Source organism: Cryptosporangium phraense, assembly GCF_006912135.1.
GTDB classification, from domain to species: Bacteria; Actinomycetota; Actinomycetes; order Mycobacteriales; family Cryptosporangiaceae; genus Cryptosporangium; species Cryptosporangium phraense.
In genome coordinates, this window is record NZ_VIRS01000002.1 from 64,388 (window position 1) to 83,824 (window position 19,437).

At 71.8% G+C, this 19,437-nt stretch carries 21 protein-coding genes; 11 read left to right on the plus strand and 10 right to left on the minus strand.

Going from position 1 to position 19,437, the window contains the following annotated elements; all coding sequences use genetic code 11:
- Positions 1-53: 53 nt before the first annotated feature.
- Genes FL583_RS02560 through FL583_RS02570 form a run of 3 tightly spaced genes read right to left on the minus strand, consistent with a single transcriptional unit; the run spans position 54 to position 4,574 of the window.
- Entirely contained in the window at positions 54-719 is a 666-nt protein-coding gene (locus FL583_RS02560) for a Crp/Fnr family transcriptional regulator (protein WP_142702823.1), read from the minus strand.
- A 16-nt stretch (positions 720-735) separates the two neighbouring features.
- The gene (locus FL583_RS02565) at positions 736-2,781 is read right to left on the minus strand and encodes a serine/threonine-protein kinase (RefSeq protein WP_142702824.1); all 2,046 of its coding nucleotides are present in this window, start codon (positions 2,779-2,781) and stop codon (positions 736-738) included.
- A gap of 32 nt (positions 2,782-2,813) precedes the next feature.
- Positions 2,814-4,574, minus strand: a complete 1,761-nt coding sequence (locus tag FL583_RS02570) for a zinc ribbon domain-containing protein (protein WP_142702825.1) — start codon at positions 4,572-4,574, stop codon at positions 2,814-2,816.
- A 570-nt stretch (positions 4,575-5,144) separates the two neighbouring features.
- On the opposite strand from FL583_RS02570, the gene FL583_RS02575 reads away from it, so the two are divergent.
- The 8 genes from FL583_RS02575 to FL583_RS02610 all read left to right on the plus strand — a co-directional run bounded on the left by FL583_RS02575 (position 5,145) and on the right by FL583_RS02610 (position 11,906).
- Positions 5,145-5,816, plus strand: coding sequence for a GntR family transcriptional regulator (locus FL583_RS02575; protein ID WP_142702826.1), 672 nt, complete (start codon positions 5,145-5,147; stop codon positions 5,814-5,816).
- A gap of 61 nt (positions 5,817-5,877) precedes the next feature.
- Positions 5,878-6,579, plus strand: a complete 702-nt coding sequence (biuH, locus tag FL583_RS02580; protein ID WP_142702827.1) for a biuret amidohydrolase — start codon at positions 5,878-5,880, stop codon at positions 6,577-6,579.
- A 12-nt stretch (positions 6,580-6,591) separates the two neighbouring features.
- The gene (locus FL583_RS02585) at positions 6,592-7,269 is read left to right on the plus strand and encodes a cysteine hydrolase family protein (protein ID WP_142702828.1); all 678 of its coding nucleotides are present in this window, start codon (positions 6,592-6,594) and stop codon (positions 7,267-7,269) included.
- A 2-nt stretch (positions 7,270-7,271) separates the two neighbouring features.
- Positions 7,272-8,942: a regulator gene (locus tag FL583_RS02590; protein ID WP_142702829.1), complete on the plus strand. Its 1,671-nt coding sequence runs from the start codon at positions 7,272-7,274 to the stop codon at positions 8,940-8,942.
- Positions 8,942-9,334 (plus strand): oxalurate catabolism protein HpxZ, encoded by a 393-nt coding sequence (gene hpxZ, locus FL583_RS02595; RefSeq protein WP_142702830.1) that lies wholly within the window; start codon positions 8,942-8,944, stop codon positions 9,332-9,334. The genes FL583_RS02590 and hpxZ overlap by 1 nt, the downstream gene beginning before the upstream one ends.
- Positions 9,322-9,630 carry an antibiotic biosynthesis monooxygenase family protein gene (locus tag FL583_RS02600; RefSeq protein WP_142702831.1) on the plus strand — a complete coding sequence of 103 codons (309 nt, stop codon included), beginning with the start codon at positions 9,322-9,324 and terminating at the stop codon, positions 9,628-9,630. Before hpxZ ends, FL583_RS02600 begins: the two co-directional genes overlap by 13 nt.
- A gap of 71 nt (positions 9,631-9,701) precedes the next feature.
- Positions 9,702-10,139 (plus strand): hypothetical protein, encoded by a 438-nt coding sequence (locus tag FL583_RS02605; RefSeq protein WP_142702832.1) that lies wholly within the window; start codon positions 9,702-9,704, stop codon positions 10,137-10,139.
- 1,233 nt (positions 10,140-11,372) lie between these two features.
- Complete coding sequence (locus FL583_RS02610) at positions 11,373-11,906, plus strand: PaaI family thioesterase (protein WP_142702833.1); 534 nt, start codon at positions 11,373-11,375, stop codon at positions 11,904-11,906.
- A 66-nt stretch (positions 11,907-11,972) separates the two neighbouring features.
- Here the strand turns inward: FL583_RS02610 and FL583_RS02615 are convergent, their stop codons facing one another.
- A complete protein-coding gene (locus FL583_RS02615) occupies positions 11,973-12,593 on the minus strand; it encodes a TetR/AcrR family transcriptional regulator (protein ID WP_142702834.1) in 621 nt (206 codons plus the stop codon).
- 269 nt (positions 12,594-12,862) lie between these two features.
- On the opposite strand from FL583_RS02615, the gene FL583_RS02620 reads away from it, so the two are divergent.
- Together FL583_RS02620 and FL583_RS02625 are read left to right on the plus strand one after the other, a co-directional pair.
- Positions 12,863-13,588 carry a radical SAM protein gene (locus tag FL583_RS02620; RefSeq protein ID WP_142702835.1) on the plus strand — a complete coding sequence of 242 codons (726 nt, stop codon included), beginning with the start codon at positions 12,863-12,865 and terminating at the stop codon, positions 13,586-13,588.
- A 48-nt stretch (positions 13,589-13,636) separates the two neighbouring features.
- Complete coding sequence (locus tag FL583_RS02625; protein WP_142702836.1) at positions 13,637-14,419, plus strand: carbon-nitrogen hydrolase family protein; 783 nt, start codon at positions 13,637-13,639, stop codon at positions 14,417-14,419.
- Here the strand turns inward: FL583_RS02625 and FL583_RS02630 are convergent.
- Together FL583_RS02630 and FL583_RS02635 are read right to left on the minus strand one after the other, a co-directional pair.
- On the minus strand, positions 14,380-15,318 hold the full coding sequence (locus FL583_RS02630; RefSeq protein ID WP_142702837.1) for an alpha/beta hydrolase: 939 nt from the start codon (positions 15,316-15,318) through the stop codon (positions 14,380-14,382). The genes FL583_RS02625 and FL583_RS02630 overlap by 40 nt on opposite strands.
- A 14-nt stretch (positions 15,319-15,332) precedes the next feature.
- The gene (locus tag FL583_RS02635) at positions 15,333-16,211 is read right to left on the minus strand and encodes an SDR family oxidoreductase (protein ID WP_142702838.1); all 879 of its coding nucleotides are present in this window, start codon (positions 16,209-16,211) and stop codon (positions 15,333-15,335) included.
- Positions 16,212-16,296: 85 nt separating this feature from the next.
- On the opposite strand from FL583_RS02635, the gene FL583_RS02640 reads away from it, so the two are divergent.
- Positions 16,297-16,944 carry a TetR/AcrR family transcriptional regulator gene (locus FL583_RS02640; RefSeq protein ID WP_142702839.1) on the plus strand — a complete coding sequence of 216 codons (648 nt, stop codon included), beginning with the start codon at positions 16,297-16,299 and terminating at the stop codon, positions 16,942-16,944.
- Positions 16,945-16,963: 19 nt separating this feature from the next.
- Here the strand turns inward: FL583_RS02640 and FL583_RS02645 are convergent, their stop codons facing one another.
- Genes FL583_RS02645 through FL583_RS02660 form a run of 4 tightly spaced genes read right to left on the minus strand, consistent with a single transcriptional unit; the run spans position 16,964 to position 19,353 of the window.
- The gene (locus tag FL583_RS02645) at positions 16,964-17,335 is read right to left on the minus strand and encodes a hypothetical protein (protein WP_142702840.1); all 372 of its coding nucleotides are present in this window, start codon (positions 17,333-17,335) and stop codon (positions 16,964-16,966) included.
- A 22-nt stretch (positions 17,336-17,357) separates the two neighbouring features.
- Positions 17,358-17,870: a roadblock/LC7 domain-containing protein gene (locus tag FL583_RS02650; protein WP_142702841.1), complete on the minus strand. Its 513-nt coding sequence runs from the start codon at positions 17,868-17,870 to the stop codon at positions 17,358-17,360.
- Positions 17,867-18,976 (minus strand): DUF4388 domain-containing protein, encoded by a 1,110-nt coding sequence (locus FL583_RS02655; RefSeq protein WP_142702842.1) that lies wholly within the window; start codon positions 18,974-18,976, stop codon positions 17,867-17,869. The genes FL583_RS02650 and FL583_RS02655 overlap by 4 nt, the downstream gene beginning before the upstream one ends.
- The gene (locus tag FL583_RS02660; RefSeq protein WP_142702843.1) at positions 18,976-19,353 is read right to left on the minus strand and encodes a hypothetical protein; all 378 of its coding nucleotides are present in this window, start codon (positions 19,351-19,353) and stop codon (positions 18,976-18,978) included. The genes FL583_RS02655 and FL583_RS02660 overlap by 1 nt, the downstream gene beginning before the upstream one ends.
- Positions 19,354-19,437: the final 84 nt, after the last annotated feature.

Genomic DNA, 19,437 nt, shown 5'->3' on the forward strand with positions numbered 1-19,437 from the left:
CCTGACTTCGTGGTCTGGCTCACGCGGGGTAGGCGGGGTAGGCGGGGAAACAGTCACCGGGCCTTACGCACGAGCGCAGCCGGGTTGAGGATTTCGATCTTCGATCGTCCGATCGCGATGATGCCCGCCTCCTCGACCGCGCGCAGCGCCTGGTTGGTCGTCGGCCGCGACGTCCCGGCCAGGCTGGCGATGACCTCCTGGGTCAGCGGCACCGCGACCGGACGGGTCTGGCCGTCGTCGTAGGCGCGGGCCAGGTTGGCCAGCCGGCGCAGCACGCGCTTGTCGGCGGGCAGGTAGAGGAACTCCAACAGCCGGCCGTTCAACCGGCGCACCTGGTTGGCCAGTAACTGGGCCAGCACGCGGTCCATCGGCGGGTACTGCTGACGCAGCGCGTCGAACCGGTCACGCTGCAGTGACAGCGTCTCGCAGCCCTCGAGCGCGGTCACGGTCGCCGACCGCACGGCCTTGCTCGGGTCGGCCTCGAGCAGCGCGAGCTCGCCGACGGTCTCGCCGGGGCCGGCGATCGCCAGCGTGACGCTGTCTCCCGCGTCGGTCGTGACCCGGACGCTGACATGACCGGACTCGATCAGGTGCAGGGAGTTCGCCGGGTCACCCTCGTGGAACAGGACCTCGTTCCGGCGGAACTTCCGCCTGCGGGCGACGGCCAGCAGCTCGCGCCGCTCCTTGTCGCTGATCATGGACAGCGTTGACCACTCCATCGACCGGGACTCTCCCTCAGGAACGGAACTTCACGGAATCGAGCAAGGTCTTGAACTTGCCCTCGTTCTTGTCCCAGGCGCTCTCGGACGCGAAGAACACCAGCACGACGGTCTGGGTGGACGTCGGGTCCTTGACGATGAAGCAGCGGATCCGCAGGTTGCCGTCGCCGCCCGACTCCTGCAGCGAGCCGTCGTGTCGGGTCGCGTCCCGCCCGTCGACGACCGTCGTCTGCTGGACGTTGAGCGTCACGGTGGCCGGCAGCTGGGTGGAGAGCGAGGCCTTGCGATCGTCCGGGTTGGCCGGGAAGTCCGTGGTCGACAGCGTCGTGTACACCCCGACCACCGAGTCGGGGTCCTTCTTCTCCACCCGGTCGAGGTCGCTCCAGACCGTGCTCGCGCCCGGCGTGCCGAACAGCGACAACGCCTCGCTCGCGTGCGGCGAGAACACCACGTTCGTGCCCGGACCGGCCTGTTTCCAGCTTGCCGGGTAGTCGAACGAGATCGGCACCGTCTCGTTGGCGGTGAAGTGCTTCGTGCCCTCCTGGAACGGTTTGAGGAGCGAGATCCCCACCAGCACGATCACGACGACGATCGCCGCGGCCAGCCCGCCGATCAGCAATTTCCGCCGCCCCGAGCCGGACGACGACGCCGAGCCCGCGGGCGGCCCGCTGACGCCGTGCGGCGGACCGCTCACACCGTGCGGAGGGCCACTCACGCCGTGCGGGGGCGACGAGTAGGGGTACGGCGGGGCGGACGCGGCCGGCGGGGCCGAGTACGGGTACGGCGGGGCCGAGCCGGGCTGCGGCGGGGCCGAGTACGGGTAGGGGACCCCGCTGTGCTGACTCGGCGGCGCCGAGTACGGAGCCATCCCCGGCGGCGGGGTCGAGTACTGCGGCGGCGCCGAGGCCGGTGGGGCCGAGTGGGGTGGCGCCGACTGGGGCGGGTAGGTGCCGGGCGGGAACTGGGTCGGCGAGTACTGGTGCGGGTACGGCGTCTGCGGTGAGTACTCCCCGCCCGGAATGTGCGTGGTCGGCAGCGGCGTAGTGCCCTGAGGCTGCGCCCCGGTTTGCGCCCCGGTCTGGGCGCCCGACTGCGGTCCGCCCGGGTACGTCGGGCTGCCCGGATACGTCGACGGGGGCGCGCTGCTCGGGCTGACCGCGGTGCCACCGGTCGCGCTGGCCGGAAGGTTCACCGGGTTGCCGCTGAAGGCGGCGCCCAACGCGCTGATGAACTCGCCGCAGGACGCGAACCGCCCCTCCGGGCCCTTCGCCATCGCGGTCTCGACGACCTTGTCGACCGCCGCCGGAATGTCCGGGCGCACCGAGCTGATCGGCGCAGGCATCTCCATCAGGTGCGCCCAGAGCAGGGCCGCGTCGTCGTCCCTGGTGAACGGCACCTTGCCGGTCAGCGACTGGTAGACCACGCAGCCCAGCGCGTAGACGTCGGTGCGGGCGTCGACGGCCTTGCCGCCGATCTGCTCGGGTGCGACGTAGTCCATCGTCCCGACGACGATGCCGGTCGCGGTGACGCCGGTCAGCGACGACGCCCGCTTGGTGAGGCCGAAGTCGGACAGGTACACGTGGTCGCGGCCGCCCGGCGCGGTGGCCGCCGAGACCAGGATGTTCGCCGGCTTGACGTCCCGGTGGACCAGCCCGGCCTTGTGGGCGGCGTCCAGGGCCGCCCCGACCTGGCCGAAGACGCCCATCGCCTCGTCGACGGTGAGCGTCCCGCGCCGCTTGAGCACGACCTTGAGGTCGGCGCCCTCCACGAAGCGCATGGCCAGGTAGAGGTGGCCGTCGACCTCGCCGGCCTCGTAGATCGGGATGATGTTCGGATGGTCGAGTGACGCGGCCAGTCGCGACTCGCGAAGGAACCGCTGCCGGAACTCCTCGTTCTGGGCGAGTTCCGGCGCGAGCACCTTCACCGCGACGATGCGGCCGAGTCGGGTGTCTTCCGCGCGGTAGACGTAGGCCATCCCACCGCGCCCGATGAGCGACTGCATCTCGTAGCCCGCAGCGCGAAGCCCTTCGAGGCGCGCGGACTCGATCGAATCACCACTCATCGCTGACCACCGGTTCGGTTCGACACGACGTCTCAGTGCACCCGGCTACCGCAGTAACCGCAGAACTGCTGCCCCGACTGGAGCGGCTGCCCACAATGGTCACAGCTTCCGGCCCCGTCGGCCGGCGCGTCACCCGGACGGGCGGCAAGCAGGCTAGTGGGTGCCTCGCCGTCCGCGGCGACCACGGTAGCGCCGCTGGGCGAGCCCGCACCCGAGTTGCCCGGCGCGGCACCGGGCAGAGCGGGCGCGTTGCCCGGAACACCCGGCACGTAGTGCAGAACGGTCTGCCCGTTCGGGTCGACGTACGGCACGCCCGACTGCGGCGCACCGGCCGGTGGCTCGGTGTACGCGGGCACGCCCGGGTACGGGTACGGGCCGCCGTAGGGACCACCGGGCTGGCGCGGATCGACCCAGCCGGGCGGCGGGGCAGCGCCGGGGTACGGCTGCCCGTAGCCCGGCATCATGTTCGGGTCCGGCGTCGGACCGGTGACGGTCTTGTTCTTGCCGCCCCGTCCGCGGAAGAGCACGAAGCCGAGCAGCAGCGCGAGGACGACGACGGCGGCCAGCCCACCCCAGAGCAGGATGTTCGGCGACGAACCGGAGTCACTCGAACTACCGTTGTCGGTCGAGCCGAAGCCCGACGTGTCGGTCGCGCCCTCGCTGCCCTTGTCGGCCGACGTGCCCTTGCGCTGGTTGGCGACCGCGAGCTTCTCGGTCGCGAGCGCGTGGCCGGGGTAGAGCTTGAGCACCTGGGCCAGGTTCGGCGCGGCCGCCGAGTAGAGGCCGTTGTTGTAGTTGTGCAGCGCGTTCTCGTAGACGAGGTCGGTCGGGCCGCGCTCGGGCGTGACGCCGACCGCGGACAGCGCGTCGGCGACCGCGTCCGGGCCGACCAGCTTGACCTGGCTGCCGGACTTCGTGAGGAAGCCGACCACCTGGCCCTTCTCCGAGACGACCGGAGCGCCGTCCAGGCCGTTGGTGAAGCCGGCGTTCACCTCGGCCTGGTAGTCGTCGTTCGGCCGCTCGACCCCACTGCCCTTCTTGGTGAAGTGCGCCTGGACGATCTTGAGCGACTTCTCGTCGGTCGGCGTGTTCGTGAAGCCGAGCTCGGAGATCGCCTCGACGTCGGCGGACGAGCTGCCCAGCACGACCGACGGCATGCTGCTCGCGCCGACCTTCAGCACCGACACCGGCGCCTTCTTGCCGCCGGTCGGGTACACGACCTCGGCGGGCAGGTTGCCGAACTGCTTCTGGTCGGCGACGAACGGCTGCACGACGACGACGGCCTGGGTGAAGATCACGCAGCCACCGGTCTCGTCGGTGGTGTTGCCCTGGTAGCAGCGCTGCAGCCGGCGGCTGACGACGTCGGAGGTGTTGCCCGACGGCTTCGCCTTGCTGTACGGGTCGGCGGGCATCGGCGCGCCGTCGCCGTAGCGCTCGTTGAAGATCTTGTTGATCGCGAAGTTCGCGGCCCGGCTCAGGTCGACCCCGGTGACGGTCGGTGACGTCACGATCGTGCCGCTGGGGTTGACGACCGCGCCGCTCCCGGTGGCCAGCAACGGCTCGTACGAGCGCTGGACCAGCGAGATGTCGTTACCGGTCGAGCCGCGGAAGTTGTGCTCGATCAGCGAGATGCTGACCTTGCCGTACGTCATGATCCGGACCACGGCGGGCGAGATGAGCTGGACCGGCGTGGGGTGCTTGTGGGCTTGGGCCGGCGAGGCGGTGCCGAGTACGAAGGCCGAGACGCACACAGCGACTACTGCTGCGGTCAGCCGGAGACGAGGCAGACGCATGGGGAGTTCCTCCACTCGGAGGGATGGAGAGGAGCGTCGAACATCGGCGGTTGGCCGGCGCCTGTAGCTGGACCATGAATCCGGTGAAAGTTATCACGGGCCTAAGGGCGGCGTAACCGGACAAGTGACTGGTCCGGGTGTGGTAGTCGGAACCCCGACAATGCCCGGCCGGCCACGGTGTGAGCAGCACTGTCGCTTCGCGACAATCGCTCGCGCGCACGGGTGTGGCTGCTGTTAAACGGACGTCGTGGTCATCGCCCCGGTCCTCTCCGATTTGTCGGAAGCATTCTCGTCGTCGGCACACGCGGCGGCGCGGCCCGTGTACAGGGTGCGGGCCGTCGGGTGGAACCGAGATCGTGGCGAGAACGCCCGGAACGTTCGCACCAGAACACTTCTCGGACTCAATCTGACGGTCGGGCCGGGGCCGCGTCACGCGATCCGGCGGACGTCCCGTGCTGGCCCGGTAGGGGTCTGCCGCTCCGGTCGGGTAGATGTGACTCTCCGGTCTGGACTGGATCCGCCGAACGGAGGGTCAGTTCGGGTTTTCGTCCGGCTGGCAGACTGAACGGCGTGGAGAACGTCGTCGCGCCATCCGAGACGGATGCGCTGGAAACCCCGAGCCTGGTCGACCTGGCGGTCGCCCGGCTCCGCGCGGACATCCTCAGCGGCGGCACCGAACCGGGCGAAAGACTCATCGAGGAACAGCTCACCCGCCGTTTCGGCATCAGCCGCGCCCCGCTCCGCGAGGCGCTCCGCCTGCTGGCCCAGCAGGGCCTGATCGACCACTTCCCGCGCCGGGGGGCTCGCGTCGCCACGCTCACGGACGCCGACCTGCAGCAGCTGTACGGGGTGCGGGACGTCCTGGAGCGGTACGCGGTCGAGCAGGCGTTCCCGATCGACGACCCCCGCCGGCTGGTCGCGCTGCACGCCGAGCTCGACGCGATGCGGGTGGCCGACGACGTGGGCGACCGGTTCGCGATGGCCGAGGCGCACCGGCGGTTCCACATCGCGCTGGTCGGGCTGGCCGACAACCGCCAGCTGGCCTGGGTGCACGAGTCGGTGCTGGTGAAGACCCAGCTCTACATGGCGATCAACCTGCGCCGCGAGGCCGACACCGGGCACGGCGCCGACAACGTGGCCCGCCACCGGCGCCTCTTCGACGCGATCGCGGTCAGCGGAGCCGACGCCGACACGATCGTCGCCGAGCTCGCGTCGCACGGCGCCCGCCAGTACATCTCCTAGCGTCATCGATACGTAACGCGCAGGAGCGGTTTCTGAAAAGAGTCGCTCGACAATCGACTGTATGCAATCCGAGGGAACGGCCCGGATCGGGCCGGTGAACGCGCAGCCCTACGCCTGGCCGTACGACGGCTCGGTACCCGCCGACAAAACTGCACTTCTCCTCATCGACTGGCAGACCGACTTCTGCGGCCCGGGTGGTTACGTCGACTCGATGGGCTACGACATCGAGCTCACCCGGGCCGGTCTCCCGACCACCGCCAAACTGCTGGAGCACGCCCGCTCGATCGGGATGCTCGTCATCCACACCCGCGAGGGTCACGACCGCGACCTCTCCGACCTCCCGCCGAACAAGCGCTGGCGGTCGGCGCAGATCGGCGCCGAGATCGGGGCGCCGGGCCCGTGCGGGCGCATCCTCGTCCGCGGCGAGCCGGGCTGGGAGATCGTCCCCGAGGTCGCGCCGGTGCCCGGCGAGGTCGTCGTCGACAAGCCGGGCAAGGGCGCGTTCTACGCCACGAACCTCGACCTCGTGCTCCGGACGCACGGCATCACGCACCTCATCCTCACCGGCATCACGACCGACGTGTGCGTCCACACGACGATGCGCGAGGCCAACGACCGGGGCTACGAGTGCGTGATCCTGTCCGACTGCACCGGCGCGACCGATCCCGCCAACCACGCCGCAGCCCTGCACATGGTGACGATGCAGGGCGGCGTCTTCGGCTGCGTCAGCACCTCCGACGACATCATCGCGGCCACGAACTGACCCGGGAGGCGCATGCCGATGCCCACTCTCTCCGTCGACGCCCGTCCCTACCCGTTCACCTTCGACCCGGCGACGACCGCGCTCGTCGTCATCGACATGCAGCGCGACTTCATGGAACCTGGCGGCTTCGGCGAGACGCTCGGCAACGACGTCAGCCTGCTGCGGTCGACGATCGAACCGACCGCGGCGATCCTCACCGCGTTCCGGGCCGTCGGCATTCCGATCATCCACACCCGCGAGGGGCACCAGCCCGACCTCTCCGACCTCCCGGACGCCAAGCGCGACCGCGGCAACCCGACGCTTCGAATCGGCGACGAGGGTCCGAAAGGCCGGATCCTCGTCGTCGGCGAAGAGGGGCAGGACATCGTCGACGAGCTCAAGCCGCTTCCCGGCGAGCCGGTCGTCGACAAGCCGGGCAAGGGCGCGTTCTACGCGACGTCGTTCGGCGATCTCCTGGCCGAAGCCGGCATCAAGAGCCTGATCGTCGCCGGCGTCACCACCGAGGTCTGCGTGCACACGACCGTGCGCGAGGCCAACGACCGGGGCTACGAGTGCCTGGTCCTCGAAGACTGCGTCGGCTCGTACTTCCCGGAGTTCCACCGCGTCGCCCTCGACATGATCGCCGCCCAGGGCGGGATCTTCGGCTGGGTGGCCCCGTCCGCGTCCGTGCTCGACGCCCTGGAGAGATGACGATGATCAAGCTTTCCCGCTCGGACACCGCCCTGCCGTTCTGGGTCCGGGGCGACACCAACGCGTTCTTCGGCTTAGGCATCAACGTGCTGGTCAACGTCCTGACGTTGTCGAGCCTGTGCCTGTTCGTCGTGCACATCCCCAAGGACGACGTCTTCGGCTCGATCCTGCCCGCGCTGGGCATCGCGCTCGTCGTCGGCAACGCGTACTACACGTATCTCGCCCGTCGCCTGGCCGCGCGCGAGAACCGCACCGACGTCACCGCGATGCCGTACGGGCCGAGCGTCCCGCACATGTTCATCGTCGTATTCCTGATCATGCTGCCGATCTACCTGAAGACGAAGAACCCGGTGCAGGCCTGGCAGGCCGGTCTGGCCTGGGCGTTCATCATCGGCATCATCGTGCTGATCGGCGCGTTCGTCGGCCCGTACATCCGGCGCTGGACGCCTCGGGCGGCGATGCTCGGCACCCTCGCGGGAATCAGCATCACGTTCATCTCGATGCGCCCGGCCGGGCAGATGTGGGCCCAGGCCTGGATCGCGCTGCCGGTGTTCGCGTTGCTCCTGGTCGGGCTGTTCACCGACCTCAAGCTGCCGGGCAACATCCCGATCGGCTTGGCCGCGCTGGTGCTCGGTACCGCGATCGGCTGGATCGGCGGGGCGATGTCGGTGCCCGACGTCAGCGCGGCGGCCAAGGACATCGCGTTCGCGATCCCGACCTTCCACTTCGGTGACCTGTTCGACGGGTTGAAAGAGGTCGGGCCGCTGCTCGCGACCGCGATCCCGCTCGGCGTCTACAACTTCACCGAGGGCATGACGAACGTCGAGAGCGCCGCGACTGCCGGCGACAGCTACAACCTGCGCAGCGTCCTGCTGGCCGACGGCGCCGGCGCGGTGATCGGGGCCGCGCTCGGCTCGCCGTTCCCGCCCGCGGTGTACGTCGGTCACCCGGGGTGGAAGGCGGCCGGCGGCCGGGCCGGGTACTCGCTGGCGACCGGGGTAGTGATCGCGATCCTCTGCTTCCTGGGCATGTTCTCGCTGTTGGGGGCCGTGCTCCCGACGGCCGCGATCGTCCCGATCCTGCTCTACATCGGGTTGCTGATCGGCGCCCAGGCGTTCCAGGCGACACCACGGGCCCACGCGGCCGCGGTCGTCGCGGCGCTGATCCCGAACATCGCGTCCTGGGCGGCCGGGCAGATGGACAACGCGCTGGCCGCCGCCGGTACCACGGCGGCCGCGGTCGGCGAGGACGCGCTGAACAACGCGGGTGTGGTGTACGGGGGGTTGAACACGCTGGGGCAGGGCGCGGTGCTCGCCGGGATGGTGCTCGGTGCTCTCGTCGTCTTCCTGATCGACAAGAAGTTCATCGGCGCGACGGTGGTGGCCGCGGTCGGTTCGGTGCTCTCGTTCATCGGGCTGATCCACGCGCCCGAGGTCGGCTGGAACATGAACGGTCCGGTCTCGCTCGGCTACCTGTTCGTCGCGGTGGTCTGCGCCGCGTTCGCGGCGACGCGTCCGGCGCCCCGGGTCCCCGACGCCGAGGAGATCGAACTCGACCGCCTGCACGGCGGGGGAGCGGTCGTGCAGCCCGGCGAGGAGCCGGCCGCGACGGTGGTGCCGGCCGCCGACGCCATGCCCGCCCCGCGGGCGGTGCCCGCCGAGGAGAAGATCTGATGGAGGTGGACCGGCCGGAGATCGTGGCTGAGGTCCGTGCAGCGTTCTCTTCCTATGAGGACGCTTTGCAGCGGGACGATCGGGCCACGATCCTCGGCTGGTTCTGGGACGCCCCGGAGACCGTGCGGTTCGGGATCGCCGATCGCCAGAACGGCGTCGAGGAGTTGCGGGCGTGGCGGGCGGCCCAGCCTCCGGTGCCGCTCGGCCGAACGCTCACCGAGACCCGGGTCACGACGTTCGGCGCCGATTACGCGGTCGTGACCACGCTGTTCACCTATCCGTCGGGCGAGGCGCTGGGGCGGCAGTCGCAGACGTGGGCGCGGTTCGGCGTCGGATGGCGCATCGTGAGCGCGCACGTGTCGGAGATTAGGCTCCCCTCATGGCTGTCGTGAAGATCAATGCGATCGAGGTTCCTGAAGGTGCCGGGCCGGAGCTCGAGAAGCGGTTCGGTGCCCGGCACGGCGCGGTCGAGGGGTCGCCCGGGTTCCTCGGGTTCGAGCTGCTGCGTCCGGTGAAGGGGGAGACCCGCTACTTCGTGTACACGCGCTGGGAGAGCGAGGAGCACTTCCAGGCCTGGGTGAACGGCCCGGCCATGGAGGCCCACTCGGGCGAACGCGCCCGCCCGGTCGCGTCGGGTTCGACGCTGCTGGAGTTCGAAGTCATCCAGTCCGCGGACCCCAAGGCCTGATCGAGGTTGCGGGCCGGGAGCGTGATGCTCCCGGCCCGAAGCTCTGGGGTGGCGCGGTCGACGTCGGATTTGTGTCGATTACTCCCTCCGCTCCGGACGACCTCTACGCGCTCATGCAGCTCCACGAGACGCGTCAGGCGCTAGCCGCCCGTGCCTCGTACAGCCTGCTGCGCATCACCGCCGCCGTCCCGCCCGAGAATCGCTCGGTGTCCGGCGCCGCGGACGCCGGCCAGCAGGCCAGTGCGTGGCTGGCCGGCTCGTCGACCAACCCCGGCCGCTGGACGACCCGCCGGGTGCTGGTCGCCGAGCTCCACGAGCTCGATCTGTTGCTGGCCGATCTGCACGGCCACCTGGTCGCGACGGTCGACTGGCTGGCCGCGCACCTGGGCTCCCAGGCCGGCGGCCGCTCCGGCCCCCAGCACACGATCCGAGTCCCCCGAACGCTGCTGGCCGAGTGCACGACGCTCATCCACGATCTGGAGGCCCTGGCCCCCGCCGTGGCCGCGTAGCCCCTGACGTCCTGCCCTACTGGCCGCGACCGGCGCCGGTAGCGGGGTGGGTGCCGGTCCGGGGCGGGTGCGGTGCCGGTCCGGGGGTTGCGGAGTCAGTGCCGGTGTGAATCCGGTGCCGGTGCCGGTGTCCGGCCGGTCCGAGACCGGTGCGGGGCGGGGCCGGTGGGGTTGGGCCGCGCCCGATGCCCCACGCTTCACGCCGCTGAGGTCCCGGCCGGACCGGTTCGACCCCGGCTCGCCACGCCCGACCAGCTCACCTCATCCACCAGCGACCGACGCGTCAGCCGACTGCGAGCGATCCGGCGCGCCGGTCGAACAGCCGCCTGCCCGCAGCGACCAGACGCTGCGGCCCTCGGCGACCCGCCCCTAGCGCCGGAAACCCGCCGCGGCGACGGCCGGCTCCTGCGGCCGCAATATGTGAAGCCCGTAGCCGCGACGGCCCGGTGGCGCGCCCGCCCTGAGCCGTGGTCCTCAGTGCGCCTTTCTGACGCGCTGCCGAGCCGGCGACGGCAGGTGTCCGTACCTCGGGGCGGCCGTGACTTGCGCCTACGCCGAGCCTGCGGCCCTGACGACCGTCGGCCCGCAGCCCGCGGCGGCCCCGCGCCCGCGCGCCCGCTCCCGAGCGCTCGGCCACCCAGCCTGCGGCGGCCCGGTGGCTTGCGCCCGTAGCTGTATCGGCCCCCGGGGCCGCGTCGGCAACCCGTCTTGGGCCGTCGGGCGCGCCCGTGGCTCGCGGTGGCTCCGAATCGCGGCCTGTGTCGCCTCCGGTCCGCAGCTCGCGTCGGCCTCTGGGCTGCGGCCTGCGTCGGATCCTGGGACAGCGGCCCGTGAGGGGTCAGCCGCCGGCCATTCGCGGGGCAGCGTCGGGGTCGTGGCCCGCGCGGTCCGGCGTGGCCGGCGGCCCCAGCGTGTGTCCCCGGCTCGGGCGGCTGCCGGCGGCGCGCTCGCCTCCGATGCCGGGGTGCGGTCATCGCCCGCGCCGCCCACGCTGCGCCCGCGCCGCCTGCGCTGCGCGCGCCCGCGCCGCCCGCGCTGCCCGTGCTGCGTCCGCTCGTGCGGCCTGCGCTGCGCTCGCAACTTGCCTTCGTCCGCGTCGAATGACGACTTGTCGGGGTCATCGGCGCGGAAATTAGCGCGATAAGTCGGCAGAATCGGTCGGCTCCCGCGGAACTGCGTCGGCGGGGGCTCTGGTGCGGGATGCTCACCGCTGGTCGGCAACTAAGGAGCCAGATGACCGACGAACGACTGATCTCCGATCGAGGCATCACGGCCGGCGAGCGGTTCGCCGACGTCGACGAGTGGGAGAACCGCCGCGGGGAAGGGCCGCACCTGTGGCGGACGCTCGGGTACCGCCGGGCCGGCTGGTCGCCGGGCGCCACCGCGGTCGAGTGGGACGCCACCGCCGACTACTGCTTCCCGTCGGCCGGCGGCCCGATCGTCCAGGGCGGCCTGGTCACCGCGCTCCTCGACGCGGCGATGGGCGGCGCCTGCTGGACCGTCCTCGATCGGGACCAGGCGTTCCTCACCGCTGACCTGCGGGTCGAGTTCCTGCGCAGCTCCCGGCCGGGCCTGCTCCGGGCGACCGGCGAGGTGATCCGCCGGACCCGCCGGGTGATCTTCTGCGCCGCCGACCTGTACGACGCCGACGGCGCCCAGCTCGCCAGCAGCCGCTGCACCCAGGTGGTACTCCCGGCCGACGGACACGCCGGCCGCTACGGCCCCCCGGAAGCCGACGGCGGCCCACCCCGCGACGCCCGCGGTTGATCCCGCGACGCCCGCGGTTGATCCCGCGACGCCCGCGACGCCAACGGCCGACCCCCGAACAAAACCTCAGACCGCCCGGCGCACCCCGGCCAGAATCAGATCCACCAGCTCATCGAGATACTCGTCGCTCTGCTCCCGAGCAGCCTCGCGCAGCTCCACCGGCGTCACCGCGACGTGCATGATCGTCGCGCCGAGAATCGCGTCCAGCACCACCGCGGGCGACGTGCCGGGAGGCAGCTCACCTCGGGCGGCCGCGCGCCGGACGATCTGGCGGGCGGCCGCGATCGTCGGGTGGGTGAGCCGGTCGCGGTGCTCGGCGAACTCGCTGTGCACCGCACCCTCGACCACCAGGCGCATGTACGTGACCCCGCCGTCGTCCCAGAACATGCCCAGCAACTGGGACCCGAGGTGGCGCAGGTCGGACCGGATGTCGCCGGTGTCGATCGAGACGTCGATCGACGCCCTGGCTCCCAGCGCGTCGAACAGGAGTTGCTGTTTGCTGTTCCAGCGCAGGTAGAGCGATGCCTTCCCGACGCCGGCGGCCTTCGCGACCCCGTCGATCGTGAAGCCGGCCCAGCCCTTCTGGCCGAACAGCTCGATCGCGGCGCGGAAGACGCGGTCTTCCAGGGCCGGGTCCCGGGGTCTTCCTCGGGGCGCGGGTGTCCGGGCGGGCGAGGTGGTGGTCACAGGCTGTCCCCCACAGCTTTGGGGTCGTGGGTCGGAGGCCGGTCGCGGCCAACGCAGGGACTGAACCTAAATGGTCTGGTTCGTGGCATGCAATTCGGACTGCGACACGAGTTTATTCCGGTTGTCATCGTCAGTTAATCCGCGACCTCTGGACTGGAAGCACGCACCGCGGATCGATCCAGGACCGATTGACCCACGTGGCATTCCGGGATGCCGCTGAATCGGTTCATGCCGCACGGTCCGCGGGACCGACGTACAGGAGGAGCACCGTGTCCCGGAACGGTGGCAAGGACGGCGGATCCGTACTCCGCGTCCGCATTGCGCGCCCGGTCGACAGACCGGCCCCGGCCGACACCAGAGCGTCGGTCTGTCGCTTCTGCCCATCGGCCCTGACGTCGGCCGAATCGCAACCGCTCCCGGTCCGGAGCCCGGCCCAGCTGGTCCTGCTGGCCCGGGACGCGTGGGAGGACGGCCTGGCCCGGATGTGGCTGACCGCCGAGGTCCCGGACGACGTCCCGCACTACGTGCGTGCGGTCCGGGACGACGTCCCCGGGATGCGCGTCGCGGTGGACTGCGGTCCGGCCGACGCGTGCGTGCTCCACCAGCTCCGGACGGCCGGCGTCACCGACGTCGGGATCCACATCGGTTCGCTGGACGACGACGTACGAGCCCGCGATTCCGACGCCGAAGCCGTGCCGCTGTCGGGCTACGAACGAGCCTGGGACGAAGCGGTCCGGGTGTTCGGCCGCTACCGGGTCACCACGTGCCTGGTCGTCGGCGCCGGGGAGAACCCCGGCGACCTGGTGTCCGGGGCCGCGCGGCTGATCGCCCGCGGTGTGCAGCCGGTCGTCGTCCCCTACCGGGCCGGCACCGACGCGCTGGTCCGCTGGGCCGGCCAGGCCGTCGCCGACATGCTCCGCACGGTCGGAGCGGGCAACTCCTCAGGCGCGGGCAGCTCCTCAACCGCAACCGGGCCGCACCCGATCATCACCTGAACCCCTGCGCACAGTGATTCCGGACCCACGACTCCCCTGGGGGAATTCATGAGGACGACAAGGGTGGCGGCGGTCGCGGCGCCGTTCGGACGCGATCTCGACGAGTGCTTCGCCCGCATCGAGCGCCTGGTCGCGCTGGCCCGGGCCCGGGGCGTCCAGCTGCTGGCGCTGCCCGAGGCCAGCCTCGGCGGGTACCGGGCTCCGGACGCCGACGAGCCGCCCGCGCTCGACCCGGACGGCCCGGAGCTCCGGCGGCTGGCCGCGATCGCCGGCGACATGGTGCTGTGCGCGGGCTACTACGAGCGGGCCGACGAGGGCGTCCGGTACAACAGCGCGGTCTGCGTGACCGGCGACGGCGTGCTCGGACGTCACCGTCAGGCGCACCAGCCGGGCGCCTTCGACACTCCGGTCGGCCGGATCGGGCTGATGATCTGCTACGACAAGGCGTCCCCGGACGCGGCCCGGGCGCTGGCCGCGGACGGCGCGGCCATCGGCGTCTGCCTCTCGGCCTGGCCGGCCAGCCGCGCCAACGCGTCACCCGACCTCGGGCGCGACCGCTGGACCCGCCAGTTCGACCTGTTCGACCAGGCCCGGGCGGTCGAGAACCAGCTGCTCTGGCTGTCGGCCAACCAGTCCGGACGCTTCGGCGACCTGCGGTTCGTCGCCAGCGCCAAGGTCGTCGACCCGGGCGGTGACGTGCTGGCGACGACCGGCGTCGCGGCCGGTGCAGCGGTCGCCGACGTGGACGTCGCCGAGGCCGTCGACCTGGCCCGCCGGGCCGTGTCGGCGCGCTACGCGAGCAGCTCCCGCAGGGAAGCGCAGATGGTCTGAACGGCCTGCTCGGACGCCGGGGACACCGGGCCCATGCCGAAGAAGCCGTGGATCAGCCCGTCGAACCGGTGGGCGATCGTCCGCACGCCGGCCTCGTTCAACGCGGACGCGTAAGCGTCCCCGGCGTCGCGCAGTGGGTCGAAGCCCGCAGTGGCCACCACCGCGGGCGGCAGCCCGTCGAGCCGTCCGCGCAGCGGCGAGAGCCGGGGGTCGGCCGGGTCGGCGTCGCGCGGGACGTAGTGGGTGGTGAACCAGATCATGTCCGACCCGGTGAGGAAGTAGCCCTCGGCGTTCTCGACCATCGACGGGTAGTCCCCGGCGAAGTCGGCCGCCGGGTAGAGCAGCAGTTGCGCGGCGAGGGCGGGGCCGCCGGCGTCCCGGCAGTCCTGGGCGACGACCGCGGCCAGGTTGCCGCCCGCGCTGTCCCCGGCGACGGCCAGCCGGTCCGGATCACCGCCGAGGCCGCTTATCCGGGCCGCCGCCCAGCGGACCGCGGCCAGCGCGTCGTCGGCCGGTCCGGGGAACGGCGACTCCGGCGCGAGCCGGTACCCGACGCTGACCACGACCGCGCCGACCTCCCGGCACAGCCATCGGCACTGGTCGTCGTGGGTGTCGATGTCGCCGAGCACGAACCCGCCGCCGTGGAAGAACACGATCGTCGGCGTCGGGCCGTCGACGTCCGGGCGGTAGATGCGGCCGGGCAGCGGCGTCCCGTTCGCGCCGTCGATCGTCACGTTCTCGATCGCGGCGACCGGCACCAGCGTGGCCGGGTCGCGCACGTCGACCGTGAACGCGCGGAAGTTCGCGCGGGCTTCGGTGGGCGTGCCCGTACCGAGCTTCGGTATCTGCGGCGAGTTGATCAGCGCGAGTAACGGCACGAGGGACTGGTCGACCGGCATCGTTGCCTCCGAAATCAGAACTTGGCCGTGCTGTTCTTGCCGAAGAAGCGGCCGGTCGCGAGCACCTCCGCCTCGAACTGCGGCACGTGATTCTTTGCCTGGGCGATCATCGCGCGTTCGACGAGCGGCCCCAGGATTATCGTCCGCATTGCCGACAGGACGGCCACCGAACGCGGGACGTACACCTTCCGCGCGCGCCGGGCGATGCTGTCGAGCAGCGTGGAGGCGCAGTCCTCCACCGAGACGGTCGCGCCGAGGAACCCGGGCAGGCGGCGGGCGCTCTCGCGGGCCGCACCGACGTCGTCGCGCAGGTCGCGGACCATGTCGGTGTCGATCCAGATCGGATGGGCCGAACCGACCGTCACGCCCTTGTGGGCGACCTCGAGCCGCAGACCGTTGGCGAACTGCTCGACGCCGGCCTTCGCCGCGCTGTAGGCGGTCATGCCGGGCAGGATCGTGAACGCGGCCGCGGAGGAGATCAGCAGGTAGTGGCCGCGCGCGGCGGTCACCGCGGGCAGCGTCGAGGTCACCGTGCGGACGACGCCGAGCAGGTTCACCTCGATCACCCTGGCCACCGCCTCGGGCGGGGAGACCGCGATCGTGCCGTGGTTGGCGATGCCCGCGTTGGCCACGACGATGTCGATCGCGCCGTGCGCGGCCAGCGTGCTCTCGACCGCGGCTTCCAGCGCGGCCTGGTCGGTGACGTCGCACTCGGCCCAGCTCGCGGTGGGTCCGAGCTCGTCGGCCAGCGCCGACAGCCGATCGGGCTCGAGCCCGACGAGGGCCACCCGGGCGCCCGCGGCCGTCGCCTGCCGGGCCAGTTCGGCGCCGATTCCGCGAGCTGCGCCGGTGATCAGGACGGTCTTTCCACGGGGGAATTTTCGCGTAGCCATGACATCTCTCCGGGGTCAGGCGTCTGGTACTGCGTAGTACCAGACTGTCGGTGACGGTACCATTCGGGCGAGGAGGGGGACAGAGGTGACATCGTCCGCGACGCGACATTCCGAGCAGGCTCGCCCCGCCGACCGCTCGGCCGAGAACGCGCGCGCGAACGGCCACCGCGTCCGACTGCTCGCGGGCATGGCCACCGCGCTGGTCGAGAAGGGCTACAGCGCGGTGACGATCGCCGACATCGCCCGCCACGCCCGGGTCTCCAAGCGGACGTTCTACGAGCACTTCGCCGACAAGCAGGAGTGCTTCCTCGCGGTCTACGCCTCGGCCAGCGACCGGCTGCTCCGGCTGGCCGACGAGGCCGCGCAGCCCGATCTGGGCTGGGTCGAGCAGGTGCGGGCCGCGGTGCACGCCTACCTGGCGGCGCTGCAGACCGAGCCGGCGCTCACCCGCACGATGCTGCTGGAGATCCAGTCGGCCGGTCCGGAGGCGCTGCGCCTGCGCCGGCGTGGGCAGCAGCGGTTCGCCACGCTGCTGCTGGAGCGGGCCGAAGAGGGAGCGCGAGCGCGCCCCGGGGCCCGGCCGATCTCGGCCGCGATGGCCACCGCGGTGATCGGCGGGCTGAACGAGCTGGTGCTGGAGGCGGTCGAAGACGGCCGCGCGGACCGGCTCACCGAGCTGGACGCGGTCGCCACCGAGTTCGTCCGCGCGGTGCTGGTGGCGCCCGGGGAGTAGCCCCCGGGCGCTCACCCGGTCAGACTTCGAGGTCGTTCTCGACCCGGGACAGCTGGTGACGCGCCATCGCCAGGTTCGCCCGCTGGCGGTCCAGCGCCAGGTAGATGAACAACCCCTTGCCCGACCGCGACTGCACCGGCCGAATGATGTGGTACTGGTGCCGCAGCGTGATCAGGATGTCGTCGATGTCGGCACCCAGGTTGAGCATCTCCATCGTGCGCATCTTGGCCCGGACGACGTCGGTGTTGCCCGCGGCGGCGACGTTCAGGTCGAAGTCCTTGGTGCCGCCGAGCGTGCCCAGCGCCATCCCGCTGTTGTAGTCGACGAGCGCCACACCGATCGCTCCTTCGATCGTCATGGCCTCTTTGAGGGCGGTGTCGACGTTTGCCATGTTCTCTCCTTTGTAGAGGGTGTTACCGGTTCGACGTTGCTTCCTCGAGCAGGGCGGCCAGGCGGTTCGCGACCTGCCGCGCCTCCAGGTGGAGCCGGCCGATGTTCGTCTCCTCGCCGGTGAGGACGGTGAGGACGGCCCGCGGGCCGGCGGCGTACGTCGCCACGTAGCCGCGGGTGCCCCGGGTGACGGTCTCGGCGAACTGGCCGGGGCCCACGCTCTCGATCACCCGCTGGCTGAGCCCGAGCACGGCCGCCGACATCGCGGCCATCCCGTCCGGTTCGATGCCGTGGGTGTCGTGCGCGACCAGCCGCCCGTCCACGCTCGCGACCAGGCTCCCGGCCACGTGGCGGACCCGATCGCGCAGCCCCCGGATCTGGGCCAGCACCTCCGCCTCGTTCTCGCGCTCCACCACACTCCCTTCGTCGGTTCGGAGCTCCTTCAGCCGGGCCGGGCGTCGCGGCACCAGTGGGCCGACCCGCTGCGTCGGCAGCGCGACGGCTCGCCAGGATCCGAGCGGCCAGCGAGCGCTCATCGGAGGCCCTCCAGCGCGTTGCGGACCCGGGAGAGCAGTCCGGTGTCCGGTTCCGGTACGTCGAGCACCGACCCGGATGGAACGCCCGGCTGCGGCCCGACCGGGACGACCCCGCGTAGGGCGGCCCCCGGCTGCCGCCGGGGAAGCGGCGCCGAGTGCGCCGGCCGCCGTACGGGCAACGGCCGCGTGGCCTCGGCCGGCCCGTCGGCCGAGGGTGATCCGGACGACGATGATCCGGACGACGATGGTCCGGACGATTGGGACGCTTCCGGTGGCGGCGAGATCGCGGGCGGCGACGAGGTGGCGGCGGCCGGCGGCCCGGGGTCGACGGGCAGGGCCGGCACGTACGGCGGCGCAGCGTACGGCGGGACGGCCCGCGAGGGAGCCGCGTGCGCCGGGGGCAGGTTGAGCGGGGGAGCGGCGACGACCCGGATCAGGCCGGCGGTGATCAGGCGGCGGGTCTCGAGCACGGCGCTGAACGCCGAGCGCCCGAGCAGCCGGGCCAGCTCCCGTGGGGTCCGCCGGCCGTCCGCGTGGACGACCAGCTCCCACTGCAGATCGGTCAGGACGACGTGGTGGCGCCCGAGACGCCCGGCGGCGACCACCGGCTGGTCGTCGGCGTCACCGGGAGGCGTCCGCTCGAGTAATCGGCGTCGTTTGCGGACCTGGGCCTCCAGGGCGGCCGGAGCGACCCGGCGGAGCGCGCCCCACCAGTGCCCCTCGCCCGGCGCGAACCGGACCTCGCCCGGAGGGGCCATGAACAGCGCGAACGCCCCGTCGGCGATCGCCGTCGCGGTGCACAGCTCGGCCTCGCCCCGGCTGAGCGCACCGGACTTGACCAGCACCTCGCCGACCTGACCGGCGGCGGCCCCGGCCGTCCAAGCGGTCTGGAACACCGACGGCGGCACGGTGCCGGACGCCTGTAACAGGCAGTCGACCCCGGGCGCGGCCGGCGTCTGCACGTAGTAGATCTCGCCGTCGAGCAGGTAGATCGATCCCCCCTCGACGTGAACCGCGCCGGTGGCCCGGCCCGCGGTCAACTCGTCCAGAGCCTCGGGAACACCTCCCCAACGGCGGGGAGCCACCTCGGCCGAGACGCCGGACATCAGCCCAGCACCAGGTCGGACGCGAGCCCGGCGAGCCGGTGGCGGGCCATCGCCAGGTTCGCGTGCTCCCGGTCGAGCCAGAGGTAGAGGAAGAGCCGGCTGTCCAATCTGGCGTTCAGGAACCGCAGCACGTGATAGCGGGCGACCGAGGCCACCACGATGTCCTCGACGATGTCGCCCTCGGCCGAGACCGCGAACGTGGCGTTCTCCAGCGCGGCCCGGGCGACCTCGGTGGCCCCGGCGGCCGCGGGCTCCTCGCCGCAGGGCCAGTCACCGGCGCTGCCGACGGCCAGGCCGGAGGCGTAGTCGACCAGCCCGGCGCCGAGGACGCCGGGAATGGACATAGCGGTGCGGAGGCTCTCGTCGATCCCGGGCACACGTCACCTCTCCGCTGGTGCGACCGGCTCGCGCGGTACTGGTGAGCAGCCAGTGCCGGGCGGGGCCGGTCGGTCGTGCGCCCC